The 13,097-nt window shown below is 73.2% G+C and carries 13 protein-coding genes; 9 read left to right on the plus strand and 4 right to left on the minus strand.

Going from position 1 to position 13,097, the window contains the following annotated elements:
• The first annotated feature begins 109 nt into the window (after positions 1 to 109).
• Positions 110 to 1,513 carry a glycosyltransferase 87 family protein gene (locus ACZ4WV_RS08545; protein WP_465744160.1) on the plus strand — a complete coding sequence of 468 codons (1,404 nt, stop codon included), beginning with the start codon at positions 110 to 112 and terminating at the stop codon, positions 1,511 to 1,513.
• Between the two features lie 98 nt (positions 1,514 to 1,611).
• Here the strand turns inward: ACZ4WV_RS08545 and ACZ4WV_RS08550 are convergent, their stop codons facing one another.
• On the minus strand, positions 1,612 to 2,028 hold the full coding sequence (locus tag ACZ4WV_RS08550) for an SsgA family sporulation/cell division regulator (protein ID WP_465744162.1): 417 nt from the start codon (positions 2,026 to 2,028) through the stop codon (positions 1,612 to 1,614).
• A gap of 445 nt (positions 2,029 to 2,473) precedes the next feature.
• Here ACZ4WV_RS08550 and ACZ4WV_RS08555 point away from each other — a divergent pair, with 445 nt between their 5' ends.
• Together ACZ4WV_RS08555 and ACZ4WV_RS08560 are read left to right on the plus strand one after the other, a co-directional pair.
• A complete protein-coding gene (locus ACZ4WV_RS08555; RefSeq protein WP_465744164.1) occupies positions 2,474 to 4,087 on the plus strand; it encodes an RDD family protein in 1,614 nt (537 codons plus the stop codon).
• Positions 4,088 to 4,175: 88 nt separating this feature from the next.
• Positions 4,176 to 4,901: an RDD family protein gene (locus tag ACZ4WV_RS08560; RefSeq protein WP_465744166.1), complete on the plus strand. Its 726-nt coding sequence runs from the start codon at positions 4,176 to 4,178 to the stop codon at positions 4,899 to 4,901.
• A 31-nt stretch (positions 4,902 to 4,932) separates the two neighbouring features.
• Here the strand turns inward: ACZ4WV_RS08560 and ACZ4WV_RS08565 are convergent, their stop codons facing one another.
• Complete coding sequence (locus tag ACZ4WV_RS08565) at positions 4,933 to 5,181, minus strand: hypothetical protein (protein WP_465744168.1); 249 nt, start codon at positions 5,179 to 5,181, stop codon at positions 4,933 to 4,935.
• Positions 5,182 to 5,381: 200 nt separating this feature from the next.
• On the opposite strand from ACZ4WV_RS08565, the gene ACZ4WV_RS08570 reads away from it, so the two are divergent.
• From ACZ4WV_RS08570 to ACZ4WV_RS08590, 5 genes are all read left to right on the plus strand, one after another.
• Entirely contained in the window at positions 5,382 to 6,080 is a 699-nt protein-coding gene (locus tag ACZ4WV_RS08570) for an endonuclease V (protein ID WP_465744170.1), read from the plus strand.
• Positions 6,081 to 6,178: 98 nt separating this feature from the next.
• Positions 6,179 to 6,619 carry a hypothetical protein gene (locus ACZ4WV_RS08575; RefSeq protein WP_465744172.1) on the plus strand — a complete coding sequence of 147 codons (441 nt, stop codon included), beginning with the start codon at positions 6,179 to 6,181 and terminating at the stop codon, positions 6,617 to 6,619.
• Positions 6,620 to 6,655: 36 nt separating this feature from the next.
• Positions 6,656 to 8,005, plus strand: coding sequence for a WXG100 family type VII secretion target (locus ACZ4WV_RS08580; RefSeq protein WP_465744174.1), 1,350 nt, complete (start codon positions 6,656 to 6,658; stop codon positions 8,003 to 8,005).
• An 85-nt stretch (positions 8,006 to 8,090) separates the two neighbouring features.
• On the plus strand, positions 8,091 to 9,353 hold the full coding sequence (mycP, locus tag ACZ4WV_RS08585; protein ID WP_465744176.1) for a type VII secretion-associated serine protease mycosin: 1,263 nt from the start codon (positions 8,091 to 8,093) through the stop codon (positions 9,351 to 9,353).
• Positions 9,354 to 9,483: 130 nt separating this feature from the next.
• Positions 9,484 to 10,050 carry a DinB family protein gene (locus ACZ4WV_RS08590; RefSeq protein WP_465744178.1) on the plus strand — a complete coding sequence of 189 codons (567 nt, stop codon included), beginning with the start codon at positions 9,484 to 9,486 and terminating at the stop codon, positions 10,048 to 10,050.
• A gap of 21 nt (positions 10,051 to 10,071) precedes the next feature.
• Here the strand turns inward: ACZ4WV_RS08590 and ACZ4WV_RS08595 are convergent, their stop codons facing one another.
• On the minus strand, positions 10,072 to 10,515 hold the full coding sequence (locus ACZ4WV_RS08595; protein WP_465744180.1) for an RNA polymerase sigma factor: 444 nt from the start codon (positions 10,513 to 10,515) through the stop codon (positions 10,072 to 10,074).
• Positions 10,516 to 11,056: 541 nt separating this feature from the next.
• Positions 11,057 to 11,797: a hypothetical protein gene (locus tag ACZ4WV_RS08600; protein WP_465744182.1), complete on the minus strand. Its 741-nt coding sequence runs from the start codon at positions 11,795 to 11,797 to the stop codon at positions 11,057 to 11,059.
• Positions 11,798 to 12,053: 256 nt separating this feature from the next.
• Here ACZ4WV_RS08600 and ACZ4WV_RS08605 point away from each other — a divergent pair, with 256 nt between their 5' ends.
• The gene (locus ACZ4WV_RS08605) at positions 12,054 to 13,058 is read left to right on the plus strand and encodes a hypothetical protein (protein ID WP_465744183.1); all 1,005 of its coding nucleotides are present in this window, start codon (positions 12,054 to 12,056) and stop codon (positions 13,056 to 13,058) included.
• The last annotated feature ends 39 nt before the right edge of the window (positions 13,059 to 13,097 follow it).

Consider the following 13,097-nt stretch of genomic DNA (forward strand, 5'->3'; position numbering starts at 1 on the left):
TCCCAGCTCAGGCCGGGTTTGTGACGCTGTGTAGTCAATCGTGGCCAGGCCGCGTTCGACACCATCCGGTATCGTCGCTGGTTGGCCGAGCGGTGGACGGAGTGGACAAGTGACAGCGGTGCAAGACGAGCGAAGCCCGGTGCGGACCGTGCCCGATCCCTCGCCCGCCCCGCTCTCCGACCGGCTGCGGTCCGCGCTCGGCGCCCCGGTGCGCGCACTGCGCGAGGCGCCCCGCCGTCCGATGCTGGCCGCCTCGGCCGTGGCCCTGCTGTCGCTGGTCGCGTACGGGGTGGTCCGCCACTTCGTCCACACCTCGATGGTGGACATGATCGTCTACCGGGCGGAGGGCGCCGCCGTCGCGAACGGCACCGACCTGTACGCGCTGCGCGTCACCGAGTGGAACCTGCCCGCGACGTACCCGCCCTTCGCGGCGATGCTGTTCGTCCCGACCACCTGGTTCCCGATCGCCGTCCTCCGGGTGGCGATCACTGTCGGCAACCTTGGGCTGCTCGCCCTGCTCGCCCACCTCTCGTTCAAGCTGGTGGGCTGGCCGCGCCGCGAGCTGCGGCCGATCGGCGTGGTCCTGGTGACCGGCCTCGGCGTCTGGCTCGAACCCGTGTTCACCACGCTCCGCTACGGCCAGATCAACCTCGCGCTCGCCTGCCTGATCCTCTGGGACCTCACCCGTTCGGACGCACACCGCAGCAAGGGCATCGCGATCGGCATCGCCGCCGGCATCAAGCTCACTCCCGGCCTGTTCGCCGTCTACCTGCTCATCACCGGGCGCGTCCGGGCCGCCTTCACGGCCGGCCTCACCTTCCTCGGCACCTTCCTGATCGGTGCGTTCCTCCTGCCCGACGCCACCTGGGGCTTCTGGACCGAGTACCTCTACGACTCCTCCCGGGTCGGCAAGACCGAGATCGTCGACAACCAGTCGCTGCGCGGCGCCTTCGCCCGCCTGCTGCACACCGCCGACCCCGGCCTCGCGGCCACCGCCGGCGCCGGCCTGGTCGCGCTGGGCGGCCTCGCCGTCGCCGCCTGGGCCGCCCGCAGCGGCCGCTGGCTGCCCCGCTCCGAGGCCTGGGGCGTCTGCTGCGCCGCCATCACCGCCGTGCTGATCTCGCCGATCAGCTGGACCCACCACTGGGTCTGGTGCGTACCCGTACTGATCCTGCTCGCCGCCGAGGCCTCCGTCGAGCACGCCCGCCCGGCGGGCGTGCGCAGGCTGCGCTGGCGAGCGGCGTTCTGGGCCACCGCCCTGGCCTTCGCGTCCTTCGCGATGTGGGCCGCGAAGCCGCTCGGCGCCGCCGTCCTCCACATGTCACCGCTGCGCCAGCTGCCCACCTCGATCTATCCGTGGGTCGGACTCTGCTTCCTGCTCGCCGCCGCCATCCGGATAAGGGCCCGGCGACGCTCCGCCGGCGCTCCCCTCGTCCGGCTCCCCGGACAGCGCAACGGCGGCGGCGGACCCGACGCCACCCGCGGTCGTCAGCAGGCCCCCGCGGCCCGCTGAGCCGGCGAGGGCGCCGCTGCTCCTCTGCTCCTGGTCGCGCTCCTCCTGCAGGCGCCGGTGTGCCTCGTGGACGTGCCAGTGCACGCTGCGGCGCACGCCTACGCGAGCAGCTCGGCGAGCGAGCCGTCCATGTCCAGGGCGGCCAGCTCGCTGCCCGGCGGGACGAGCCGGTGCGCCCGCTCCAGCCAGGCCGCCACGGCCGGCAGCGGCGCCTCCAGCAGTGCGTCCCCGGCGGGCGAGCTCAGCGCCAGGCAGAGCACGCTGCGCCGGCCGGAGCGGGTCGGCCAGATCCGCACGTCGCCCTGGCCGCACGGGCGGAAGGTGCCCTCCACCAGCAGCTCGCGGGCGAACACCCAGGTCACCGGGGAACCGCTGTCCAGGTGGAAGGTGATGTACACGGCGTACGGGTCGTGGCTGCCGTAGGTCAGCCGGGCCTGGACGGGGACGCTGTGCTCGGGGGAGAGCACCAGGTTGAGCTCCAGCTCGTGCTCCACGACGCTGATGGGGCGGTCCATGATCGTCTTCCTCTCTGGCTTCGGTTCGTGCCCGGTTCCGGGCCCTTGACCTTTGAGAGGGCGGTCCACACCGGCTCTTACACACGTTTCCTGGATTTCTTCGGGAAGTTCCGGGAGGGGGCGTGAACGGGCGGGAATGCGGCGCGTGAAGCCACGTCGCGCGCCGGTTTCCTTACCTCGGGCGGCCCGCCGCTGTCCGGCGAATCACCAACTTTCCGTCGGCACCCCGCCGAGGCACTACCCTTTGTGACTGCTCGGCGACTGTCCGCCCCTCGTCGGCGCCCCCACTCGCGCGCCGACCGCCCGGTGCGTGCGCGGGCGCGCCGCAGCGGCTTGTGACTTGCGACTTGCGTCGAGACCTTGCGCGTCGAGACCAGTTCCGATCCGTTCCGACCGTGCCGACCCCCATCGGCCCCGTCGAGACCTGGCAGGAGAGGAGACCCCCATGGCGGACCGCCCCATCGCCGCCGACGGCGACCCGGCCGTCGCACCCGAGCCGGGCTACTACCCCGACCCCTCCATCCCGGGCTTCGTCCGGTACTGGGGCGGCTCGGCCTGGGTGCCGGGCACCAGCCGCCCCGCGCCCGCCGAGGGCGAGGTGCTGGAACCGCCCCGGTTCGCCACCCGGCGGCCCGGGCCCGGCGCCGGTCCCGGGCCCAACCCCGGCCCTGGCGCCGCTTCCAACCCCGGCCCTGGCGCCGGCCTCAGCTCCGGCCCGGCCGGGCCGCAGGTGGTGTCGCCCCCCGTGGTGCCGGTGCCGCAGGCCCGCTCGCACTCGCCGTCGCCGTTGCCTCCGGTCTCCTCGTCGCCGGCGCCCTCGGCCGGGTCGTCGCCCTCGTCCGGGCCCTCGTCCGGGTTCTCCGGGACCTCCGGTGACACCGGGCCGGTCTACCTCGACCAGACCACGGGCGGGGCCTCCTTCGTGGTCGGGCCGCGGGTGGCCGAGGTGATCGGCGGCCCGGTGTTCCGCACCGTCGAGGCCAGCGGGGAGGAGGCGCCCGGAGGGACCGGCTGGCAGGCCGATCCACGGGAGCAGCGGGGCCTGATGGAGACCGGCGGGTCGCCGCGCTGGGTCTCCTGGGGGGTGCTTCCGGGGGCGCTTGAGGCGGAGGAGGGGCGCGCGGAGGTCGAGCACGCTGCGGTTGCCGTCGAGGTGGCCGCCGCGATCGCGCCCGCCGTGGCGGTGACGATGCGGGAGGCGCCGGGGGCTGCGACTGCGGCCGCGGTGTCGCTGCCGGCGGTCGAGGGGGAGCGGGAGCCGGCGCCGGACGTCGCGGACGAGGTCGAACCGGTGGCCGGTGCGCCGACTGCCGGGGGGCAGGACGTCGGCGCGCAGGGCGTCGGGGGCGCCGAGGCCGAACCGGAGGTCGTGCCCGCTGCCGGGCGGGACGCTCGCGTGCCGGTCGCCGCCCCCGCTGCCGTGTCCGGGTCGGCTTCCGCGCCTACCCCGGCGCGCGCCTCCGGCGCTCCGCTGCCCGCCGTGCGGCCGGCTCGGGAGACCGCCGTGCGGCCGGCCCGGGAGACCGCCGTCCGCCGTCGGCCCGGCCCCGCCGCCCCGGCCGCCTCCGCGGTGCCGGCCGGGCTGGGACGCCGGCTGGCGGCGCGGGCGGTGGACACCGGGGTGCTGCTGGTGGTCGCCGTCGCCGCCGGCATCCCGCTCGGCCGCTCGGTGGCCGACCACATCCAGCAGAAGCTGGACCAGGCCAAGATGGCCAGCTTCCTCGCCCGCCGCGAGGTCCAGGTCTGGCTGGTGGACGACGTGGTGGTGGGCAAGCTGGCCGTCCTGCTCGGCATCCTGGTGTTCGCCGGCCTGCTCTACGAGGTGCTGCCGATCGCCCGCACCGGTCAGACCTTCGGCAAGCGGCTGGCCCGGATCCGGGTCGTGGACGCCGCCCAGCCCGGCAGGTCCAGGCTGAGCCTCGGCCGTTCGCTGGTGCGATGGGCCGTCAGACAGCTCGGACTGGTGCTGCTGCTCGGCCTGGTGTGGCCGGTGTTCGACCGCCCGGCGCGGCGCGGCTGGCAGGACCGGGCGGCCCGGACCCGGGTGGTCCGTGCGTGAGCGGCGCCCCCAGCCTTTACCGACCCGCTGGCAACAAAACGGACAAAATGTCCTGAGCGTTGAGAATGGGCGATGTTCTACTCGGGGAATGAGCACCCACGACCCCTCAGGCCCCCAGCCGGAGGGGGGCGGTAAGCCCTCCTTCGACAAGCAGCCCCCGAACCCCGGCGGCGCGCCGGAAGGCGAACCGCCGGGCCCGACCCCCTCCGACACCCCGCCCGGCGCCCCGACCGAGGGCCCCGGCGCGTACCAGGGCACCTACGGCGGCTCGGGCTACGGCCAGAACCCGTACGGCCGGCCGCCCCACGACCAGCCGCCGTACGGTCAGGCCCCGCCCGGCTACGGCCCCGGCGCGTACGGCACCCCCGGCGCCGGGCCCGTTCCCGGAATGCCGCCGATCGGCACCTGGCCCAGGCGGATCGTCGCCCGGCTCATCGACTACGTCATCCTGCAGGCCATCGGCGTGCTCGTCGTCGGCCCCTTCGTCGACCTCTCCACCCGCGAGGGCTCCACCAGCGCGTTCTGGCTCGGCTGCGCCCTCTACCTCATCTACGAGGCCCTGATGCTCAGCCGGGACGGCCAGACCCTCGGCAAGAAGGCGATGAAGATCCGCGTCGCCATGCTGATCGACGGGAACTCGCCCACCCAGTCCGCCGCCTGGACCCGGGCCGCCGTCTACATCCTCCCGGCCGTGCTCTGCTGCGCCGGCCTATGGTGGCTCATCGACGGAATGTTCGGCGTCTTCGACAAGCCCTACCGGCAGTGCATCCACGACAAGGCCGCGAAGACCGTGGTGGTCACCACCGAGCTCTGAGCGCGGCGACGGGACGACGCCCGGCGGCGGATCAGCGCTGCCGGGCGTACGTGCGTCCGGTTCCGGCAGGGGAGGCCCCGGACCCGTCGGCCGCGGCCGACGAGCGGACGGAGGCGGACGGCGGGAACACCGCCACCGCGGTGCCGAGCACCAGCGCGAACGCCACCAGCGCCGCGATCTCCAGGACGCCCGAGGCGCCCGAGACGGCCAGCAGGACCACCGTGGTGGCGACGACGGTGAACGAGCCGAGGCAGAGCCGGGCAGCGGACGGACGCGGCATGGCGGGAGTCCTTCGCACGTCGGGGGAAACGGGCGCAAGCGGTGCCGGTTCCAAGGGGCCTGTCCGGCAAGGGAGTTCGTTGAGGCCAGGCTAACCCGCAAGGCCCGGGGGCACAGGGGGCGCACAGGCTCACCCGGGGTCGTCCGGACCCCTCGGTACGGTGGGAGCCGCCCACACCAAGCAGACCGGGGGAACCGACTGTGCCCATCCCCGCCGACTGGCCGACCACCGAGGCCCAGGCGCTCGCCGAACAGGAACGACTCCGGCCGCTCGTCCGGACCGACGACGACGGGCCCGAGGACCGGCTGATCGCCGGAGTCGACGTCGCGTACGACGACGACCACGACCTCGTCGTCGCCGCGGCCGTCCTGCTCGACCGCGACACCCTGGACGTCGTCGAAGAGGCCACCGCTGTCGGCCGGATCGCCTTCCCCTACGTCCCCGGACTGCTCGCCTTCCGCGAACTCCCCGCCGTCCTCGACGCCCTCGCCGCCCTCACCCGCACGCCCGACACCGTCGTCTGCGACGGCTACGGCCTCGCCCACCCGCGCCGCCTCGGCCTCGCCAGCCACCTCGGCGTCCTCACCGGACTGCGCACCCTCGGCGTCGCCAAGACCCCCTTCACCTTCGACCACCGCGAACCGGACGCCGAACGCGGCTCCTGGACCCCGCTCACCGACCCCGCCACCGGCGAGGAGGTCGGCCGCGCGGTGCGCACCCGCGCCGGCGTGAAACCCGTCTACGTCTCGGTCGGCCACCGCATCGGCCTCGACACCGCCGTCCGCACCACCCTCGACCTCGCCCGCCGCTACCGGCAGCCCGAGACCACCCGGCACGCCGACTCTCTCTGCCGCCGCGCCCTGGCCGAGGCCCTGCACACCCGGACGCCCTCGAACTGACCGTGCCCCCGGCGGCATTCGGGCCCCGTGTGTTAGACATGAGGCACCGGGGCCCCGGCCCCGCCACAGGGGAACGGACGCACGGGGGAGGCGCCGACGTGGGATCAGGAACCGGCTCGACCGGCGGCAACGGGCAGGGCTACCGGGTCGAGGTCGAACAGCTCCGCACCTTCGCCGGCCAAGTGCGGCTGCTGCTCAAGGCGTTCGAGAAGGACGCCAACGGCACCAACGCCCACGGGAACAGCGGCATCGGCAAGGCGGCCTTCGGCACCTTCGCCGAGGCCACCGAGATCCACAGCCGCTACAGCACCATGCGGGACGCGCTGCGCGACGTGCTCAACCAGCTCCAGAGCGCCGTCGACGAGGCCCAGAAGAGCGCCGAACTCACCGCGACCAACTACGAGGAACACGACCAGCACGTGGCCAAGAAGCTCAAGCTCGCGGACGACGGCTGGTCGGTCGCCGACCCGTCCGCCACCAGCCGGGCCGCCTACGACGCCAACCAGGTCCCGTCCGTCCGCGGCAACGCCACCCGCTAGCCCACCGCCCGCGACCCGAACGGAGGGGAACCACCCGTGGTCTACACCGACTTCACCAAGTACAGCCACGCCCAGCTCCGCACGATGGTGCAGGCCCTCGACCCCGGCGCGGTGATGGCCGCCGGCGACCCCTGGCGCAAGGCGGCGACCACCCTCAAGGAGATCCGCAAGACCCTCACCAAGGCCAGCACCGACGCGGCCACCTCCTGGGAGGGCCCCACCAGCAACGCCTTCCACACCCGCATGCTCAACCTCGCCGCCAGCATCAACGAGGCCGCCGCCTACGCCAACGACGCGGCCAACACCCTCCACAACATGTCCGAGGCCATGGCCAAGGCCAAACACGACATGCCGGAGGAACCCGGCAACTGGGACAAGCTCAAGGACACCGTCGGCGACGTCCTCAGCACCGACGACGAGCACATCCCGATCGCCGACCGGAAGAAGGCCGAAGCGGCGGCCATCATGCAGACGCTGGCGATGCACTACCGCATCGCGACACCGGCGTTGAAGGCTCCGCCACCGCTGAACGCCAAGCCGCCGACGGCGAAGCCGGGCACGATCGATGACGTCCATGATGTCGGATCGCAGGACCTGAACGGAGCGGCGGCGGCGTTTGCGGTGGTGTCGGGCACGTCGATCGGGGCCGCGGGAGCATCTGGCCCCCCTCCACAGCGTCCGAAGGCCTCCGCACAATCGATGGCTGCTCGCTCCGCGTCGAGTAGCACGCCCGTTCCGACCGACTCGGGCATCAAGGGCGGCACCGCACAGGCGCCTTCGAAGCCATCGGCCACGACGGGCCGTGGCCCGGATACGGGCATTTCAGGCACTCCGGTGGCCCGTCCGACCGGAAGTGTGCCGAACCCCGTCACCTCCGGGACTCAGACGTCCGGTTTGAACACCATCTCGCCCACGGGACCTGCGAGCGGGCCGATCGCCGGCGGCGGGCAGACGGCCGTCAGTCCGTCGGGGCCGACCGTGCAAATGACCCCGGTGGGGCCCGGCTTCGGACAGAGCAAACCCGGATTCGGCAAGTATTCGCCCGGTGGCGTGGAGCCGGTGGAGGGTGCGGGCCCGCGCGGAGGCAGAGCCGTCAGTGCCGGTGAGGCCCCGGGGATCGGGGCCGGCGGCCGCGGGGTGCCCAGTGCCGGAACGCGCGGCAAACAGGCCTTCACGGAGGGCGGATCCGGGCTGGGTGCTCGGAACCGGATGGCTGCCGAACCCGAGATCCGTGGCACGGGCGCCATGGCACCCGTGATCCCGACGGGTGAGACGCGTCGCCGCGAGAAGGGCCGAGGAAGGGACGGAGGGCGACCGGACTACCTCGTCGAGAACGAGGAAACCTGGGCGTCGGACAAGCCGACCAACCCGAACGTGGTGGAATGAGGCCGGTCCATTACGGACGGGTGATCTGATCGCATCCCGCAGGCCGGTGATCTGCGGGATGCCTCGCTGAGTGGGGTGACCGGGTTTGACGAGCCGCCCGTTGGCGCGTGGTACGGCGGCCCTAGCCGTCGGGATGCTGATTTGGAGTGTCGCCGCGCCGGCGGCCTCGGCCGACCAGATCAGGGACCATCAGTGGGCTCTGAAAACGTTCGAGGCCGAAGCCACGGTTTGGCCCGTAAGCCAGGGCGACGGGGTGGTCGTCGGCGTGATCGACACCGGGGTGAACCAAGATCACCAGGATCTGACCGGACAGGTGCTTCCAGGGGCCGACTTCTCCGGGGGCAACACGGATGGTCGCGTGGACTCCGACGGCCATGGCACCGGGATGGCGAGCCTGATCGCGGGGCATGGTCACGGGACACAAGCCGGGGTGATGGGCTTGGCGCCCAAGGCGAAAATCCTGCCGGTGAAGGTGGGCACCAAAGGCGATGATTCCGCACCTCAACAGACCGGCTTCGCCGACGCGATCCGCTTCGCGGCGGATCACGGTTCTCGGGTCGTCAACGTCTCCTTGGGAGGAAGCTTCCGCCTCGACACGGAACTACGAAAGGCTGTCAACTATGCGGTGTCAAAGGACGTGGTGCTCGTGGCCGGTGCCGGTAACTCCGGCGACGACCCGGACGGCGTCGGGTACCCGGCAGCCTTTCCGGGCGTGGTGGCAGTAGGCGCCGTGGACTCCAGGGGCAGTGTGTGGGACCGTTCCACGCCAGGTCCCGAGACCACGCTCGTCGCGCCCGGGACGGACATCTACCGCGCCACGGCCAAGTCCCCGACGAGCTACGGATCCGGAAGCGGCACCTCCGACGCCACCGCCTACGTCTCCGCCACCGCCGCGCTCATCCGCTCCAAGTACCCCAGCCTGTCCGCCGGGCAGGTGATCAACCGGATGATCAAGACCGCCACCCCTCCGGCCAACGGGACGGTCGTCCCCAACAACCACTACGGCTACGGGACCGTAGCGCCCGCGAAGGCGCTGGAGGCCAACCCGGCGGTGGACGACGGGCCCAGGGAGAACCCGCTGGTGAAGCGGCCGGAGTCCAAGGGTGCCCCGCCGGCCGACGACGGCGGCGACGCGACGGACCAGCCCTCGGTGCAGCCGGTGGTCCCCGAGGGGGACGGTGGCGGTGGCAGTGACGACACCGGCCTGATCCTCGGTGCGGCGACCGCCGGTGTCGTGGTGCTCGGTGCGTCGGTGGCCGCGGTGCTGGTGGCCCGGCGGCGGAGGCGGGCGGCTGCTGCTTCCGCACCATGGCCGCAGCAGCCCCCGCACGGCGGCCCCGGTCAGTGACTGGTGGGCCGGTCGTCGCGTAGCGGGCCCGGCCGGCCTATTCGGCGACGGCCGTCGCTGGCAGGATTTCGGCGGCGGCTGGCGCCCATGCCGCTGGTGGGCGGGCGATCCCGGCGGCGATGCTGGGCCCATGACCACTTCTGAGTACGCCCCGAGCCCCGCCGACGCCATCGTCCCGGACGACAAGGACTGGACGTGGGTGCTGGAACGGCCCTGTACCGACTGCGGATTGGACACCCCCCGGGTCGTCCCCACGGATGTCGCCGCGATGGTGCGGGCCAACGCGGACCGCTGGCTGGCGGTCCTGGCGGGGAGTGGGGAGGGGCTGCGTCGCCGTCCGTCCCCGGAGGTGTGGTCGGACCTGGAGTACGCCTGCCACGTCCGGGACGTCTTCCGGCTGTTCCTCGTCCGGTTGAACCTGATGCTGGACCAGGACGATCCGCTGTTCCCCAACTGGGACCAGGACGAGACGGCGGTGGCCGAACGCTACGGGGAGCAGCGGCCGCAGACGGTGGCCGGGGAGCTGGCGGAGGCCGCCGAGGCGCTGGCGGCGGCGTTCGAGGCGGTCACGGGCGGGCAGTGGCGGCGGACCGGGAACCGCAGTGACGGAGCGCGGTTCACGGTCGAGTCCTTCGCCCGGTACCTGATCCACGACCCGGTGCACCACCTGTACGACGTGACGGGCGAGCGGGTCTGAGGTCGGCGGGGGAGGGCCGGCTCACCAGCCGGAGGCCTCGCGCAGCATGGTGCGCCGCAGGCGCCCGGCCACGCTGGCGGTGTCGGTGCCGATGACGTCGGCGATCTCGGGTGCGGCGAGGCCGACGACGTAGTGCAGGATCGCCAGGTCGTCGTCGGCGGGGTGGCGGTCCGGGGCGACGGCGGTGGCCTGCCGACTGCGGTCGGCGACGGTGCTGCGCAGGATCTGCCAGGCGAGCGCGGTGGGGTTGGGACTGGTCAGCAAGTCCCGCCAGTGCACGGCGATTTCGGCGAACGCCTGTTGCACGGCGGTGGCCGCGTCGCCGTGCTCGGTCAGCCACACCCGGGCGTAGCTGAGGTACCGGGGGCGGTGGAGTTCGCAGAAGGCCGCGAATTCCAGTGGCACGTCCTCCGGTTCGCCGGGCTCGGGGGGATGCTCGGCGGCGCTCGTATGACGGTTGGTCATCTCGTCTTCCCGGAAGGGGAGATGGGTTTATGACGGTCGATCATCTGTGCTCACTCTACGGTAGGCCCTCGGTGCGCTGGGTGACCAATCTGATGGAATGCCCGGAACCCGTCGCCGGTCGACCGGTTCCGGCGCGAGCCGGTGCGGGTCGGGGGTGGTACTGCCGGTCGAAGGTCGGGCCGGGGCCGGTCGAGGGTCGGGCCGGGGAGTGCTGCGCAGTGCTGCGGAGGGGCGTAGGCGGGAGCGTGTCTCGGCTGGTCAGACGGCGTGGCGGGGCTGGTGCCGCAGGGCAGTTGAGGTGCCACCGTAGGGCCTGGCGGGGCTGGCGTCCACGCCCACGGCGCGAAGCGGCGCCCGCACAACCATCCACGCAACCGCACTCACGGCGGGGGGTTTGCATCCGGGCGGGTCGGGCTGGGCGGGCAAGGGGTGGGGCCGGGCGGGAGCGGTCCGGCGCGGCCGGGAGGAGGGGGTTCGGCGATCGCGCCCCGGAGGCCTGCGGCGACCGGGGCGCGGGGCTGGGCGGCGCGGGGCCGCCCGGTCAGGAGTTGGTGCGGACTTCCGAGGGCGTGAACCGGTCGTCGGCGGTGTTGCCGCGTTCGACCTGGCCGGGGAAGGCCTCGACGGTGCGCCGCCGGGCGAGCTGGGCGGCCGCCGCGGTGGTGTCCTCGCGCTCGCACCGGTGAGCGCCGTGAGCGCCGTGACCGCCGTGACCGCCGTGGCTGCCCGAACCGCCGAGTCCGCCGGAACCGCCGAGTCCGCCGGAACCGCCGAGTCCGCCGGAACCGACGGGACCGCCGGGACCACCGGAGGTGCACGTCGGATGCCCGCCGGCCCCGTGCCCGTCGGCGGGGTGCACGCCACCCGCGTGCGCGGTACCGGAGTGCGCCCCGCCCACGTGCGCCGTACCGGCGTGTGCCGCCCCTGCGTGCGCCCCCGCCGCGCGTCGGCGCCGGCCGAGCGCGATCCGCTCCGCGTGTTCCTCGGCCGCCTGTCTAGCGGCCAGATAGGCCTGCACGGCAGCCATCCCGTAGACCGGCTGGATCAGCTGGTGTCCCTTGAAGAAGGGTCTGGCCGGTGCGAATCCGGCGGCGACCACCAGGTCGCGGATCTCGGCTATCTCCGCCTCGCTGCGGGCGGTGAAGCGGACCTCCCAGCCCTTCTTGTACGTATGGCCCTTCTCGCCGCTGCGGCGCGCCGGGTCCGGGCGGCGGACGTATCCGGGCAGACGGCCGAGGCGGAGCTGGGCCGCGCGGAGGCCGGCGGTCTCGTCACGTGACATGACGTAAGCCTAGGCAATCGCGGGGGTGGGTTTGACGCTTGGCGGGTCCCTCGCCGTATGCCTTTGATCACTCTGGGTCAGACGACCAGGTCGGCGATCATTTTTGATCAGATCCGATAGGCGTATGAACGTCCTTTACTCCAAATGAGTGATGGTATGGGGACTTTAGTGCAGGCTGGTCCCAGTTTCGCGACGGTTGGGTAACAGTGCGTCAGGCTGCGACTCGCGGGCCCGGGTGGTTGGGGATGGTGTCCGCATGAGTTATCGGATCCCCTTGCCGCCGCCCTCGCTCGAGGAGTTGGCGAAGCGTCAGCAGAACGTCGTCACCGCGAGCCAGCTGCGGGCCCGGGGTGTGCCGACCCGGGTCGTCACCGAGCACTGCCGCCGGGGCGGCCCCTGGCAGCGGCTGCTGCCCCGGGTCTACCTGCTGCAGTCCGGCGAGCCCACCCCGGAGCAGCGGATGTGGGCCGCGCTGCTGTACGCGGCGCAGAACGGCCGGGAGGAGGGCCGCCGCGAGGGCGCCGTGATCACCGGCGCGGCCGCGCTGGCCCTGTACGGCTTCACCGCCGTGCCCCGGCTGCCGGCGGTGACCGGAGTGGACGTCCTGGTGCCGCGCCAGCGCCGGCTCAAGGACGCCGGCGAGGTGCGGATCCGGCGCACCGAGCGGGAGTTGGTGGCCCGCTCGGTGCACGGGCTGGCCTGCGCGCCGGTGGCCCGGGCGGTCGCCGACGCGCTGCGCGAGTGGACCGTCGACCCGGCCGCCACGGCGCCGGTGCGCGAGGTGCTGCGGGAGGCCGTCTGTCGCCCGGAGAACCGCTGCACCGTCCGGGAGTTGGCGGTCGAGCTGGTGGACTCCGGGCTGACCGCCGAGCCGAGGGTGCGTGCCGCGCTGGACGAACTCCTCGCCGCCGAGCGGGACTTCGTACTGGAACAGGTCGACCGGCTGGTGGACGAGTGGCTGCTGCCGACCCCGCTGACCGCCCCCGAACTGCGGATGCGCGGCGGCACCTACATCGCCGTACCGGACCTCTACTGGCCGGAGCGCGGCGTCGCGGTGGAGGTGGACTCGGACCTGCGCTGCGTCAGCGAGGGGGAGGCCGCCTGGGTGCGCGGAGGCCAGCACCGGATGGAGTACCTGGGCATCCGGGTGGTGTACGTGTCCGGCGCCCGGCTGGCCGCGGACCCGGAGGCGGTCGGGGGCGAGCTGCGCGAGGCCTACCGGGTCGGCGGGACGGACGTGGTGGAGCTGCTGGTGGTCTGAACGCCGCCCGCGGTCACCGCACTTACGCCGTCACCGCCT

This window comes from Kitasatospora sp. NPDC029312 (genome assembly GCF_055569215.1).

Excerpts from the sequence above, each read along its gene's own strand:
- ACZ4WV_RS08595 (WP_465744180.1), bottom strand. The coding sequence starts at position 10,515 with ATGACCAACCGTCATACGAGCGCCGCCGAGCATCCCCCCGAGCCCGGC.
- ACZ4WV_RS08555 (WP_465744164.1), top strand. The coding sequence starts at position 2,474 with ATGGCGGACCGCCCCATCGCCGCCGACGGCGACCCGGCCGTCGCACCC.
- ACZ4WV_RS08550 (WP_465744162.1), bottom strand. The coding sequence starts at position 2,028 with ATGGACCGCCCCATCAGCGTCGTGGAGCACGAGCTGGAGCTCAACCTG.
- ACZ4WV_RS08565 (WP_465744168.1), bottom strand. The coding sequence starts at position 5,181 with ATGCCGCGTCCGTCCGCTGCCCGGCTCTGCCTCGGCTCGTTCACCGTC.
- ACZ4WV_RS08590 (WP_465744178.1), top strand. The coding sequence starts at position 9,484 with ATGACCACTTCTGAGTACGCCCCGAGCCCCGCCGACGCCATCGTCCCG.
- ACZ4WV_RS08560 (WP_465744166.1), top strand. The coding sequence starts at position 4,176 with ATGAGCACCCACGACCCCTCAGGCCCCCAGCCGGAGGGGGGCGGTAAG.
- ACZ4WV_RS08605 (WP_465744183.1), top strand. The coding sequence starts at position 12,054 with ATGAGTTATCGGATCCCCTTGCCGCCGCCCTCGCTCGAGGAGTTGGCG.
- ACZ4WV_RS08600 (WP_465744182.1), bottom strand. The coding sequence starts at position 11,797 with ATGTCACGTGACGAGACCGCCGGCCTCCGCGCGGCCCAGCTCCGCCTC.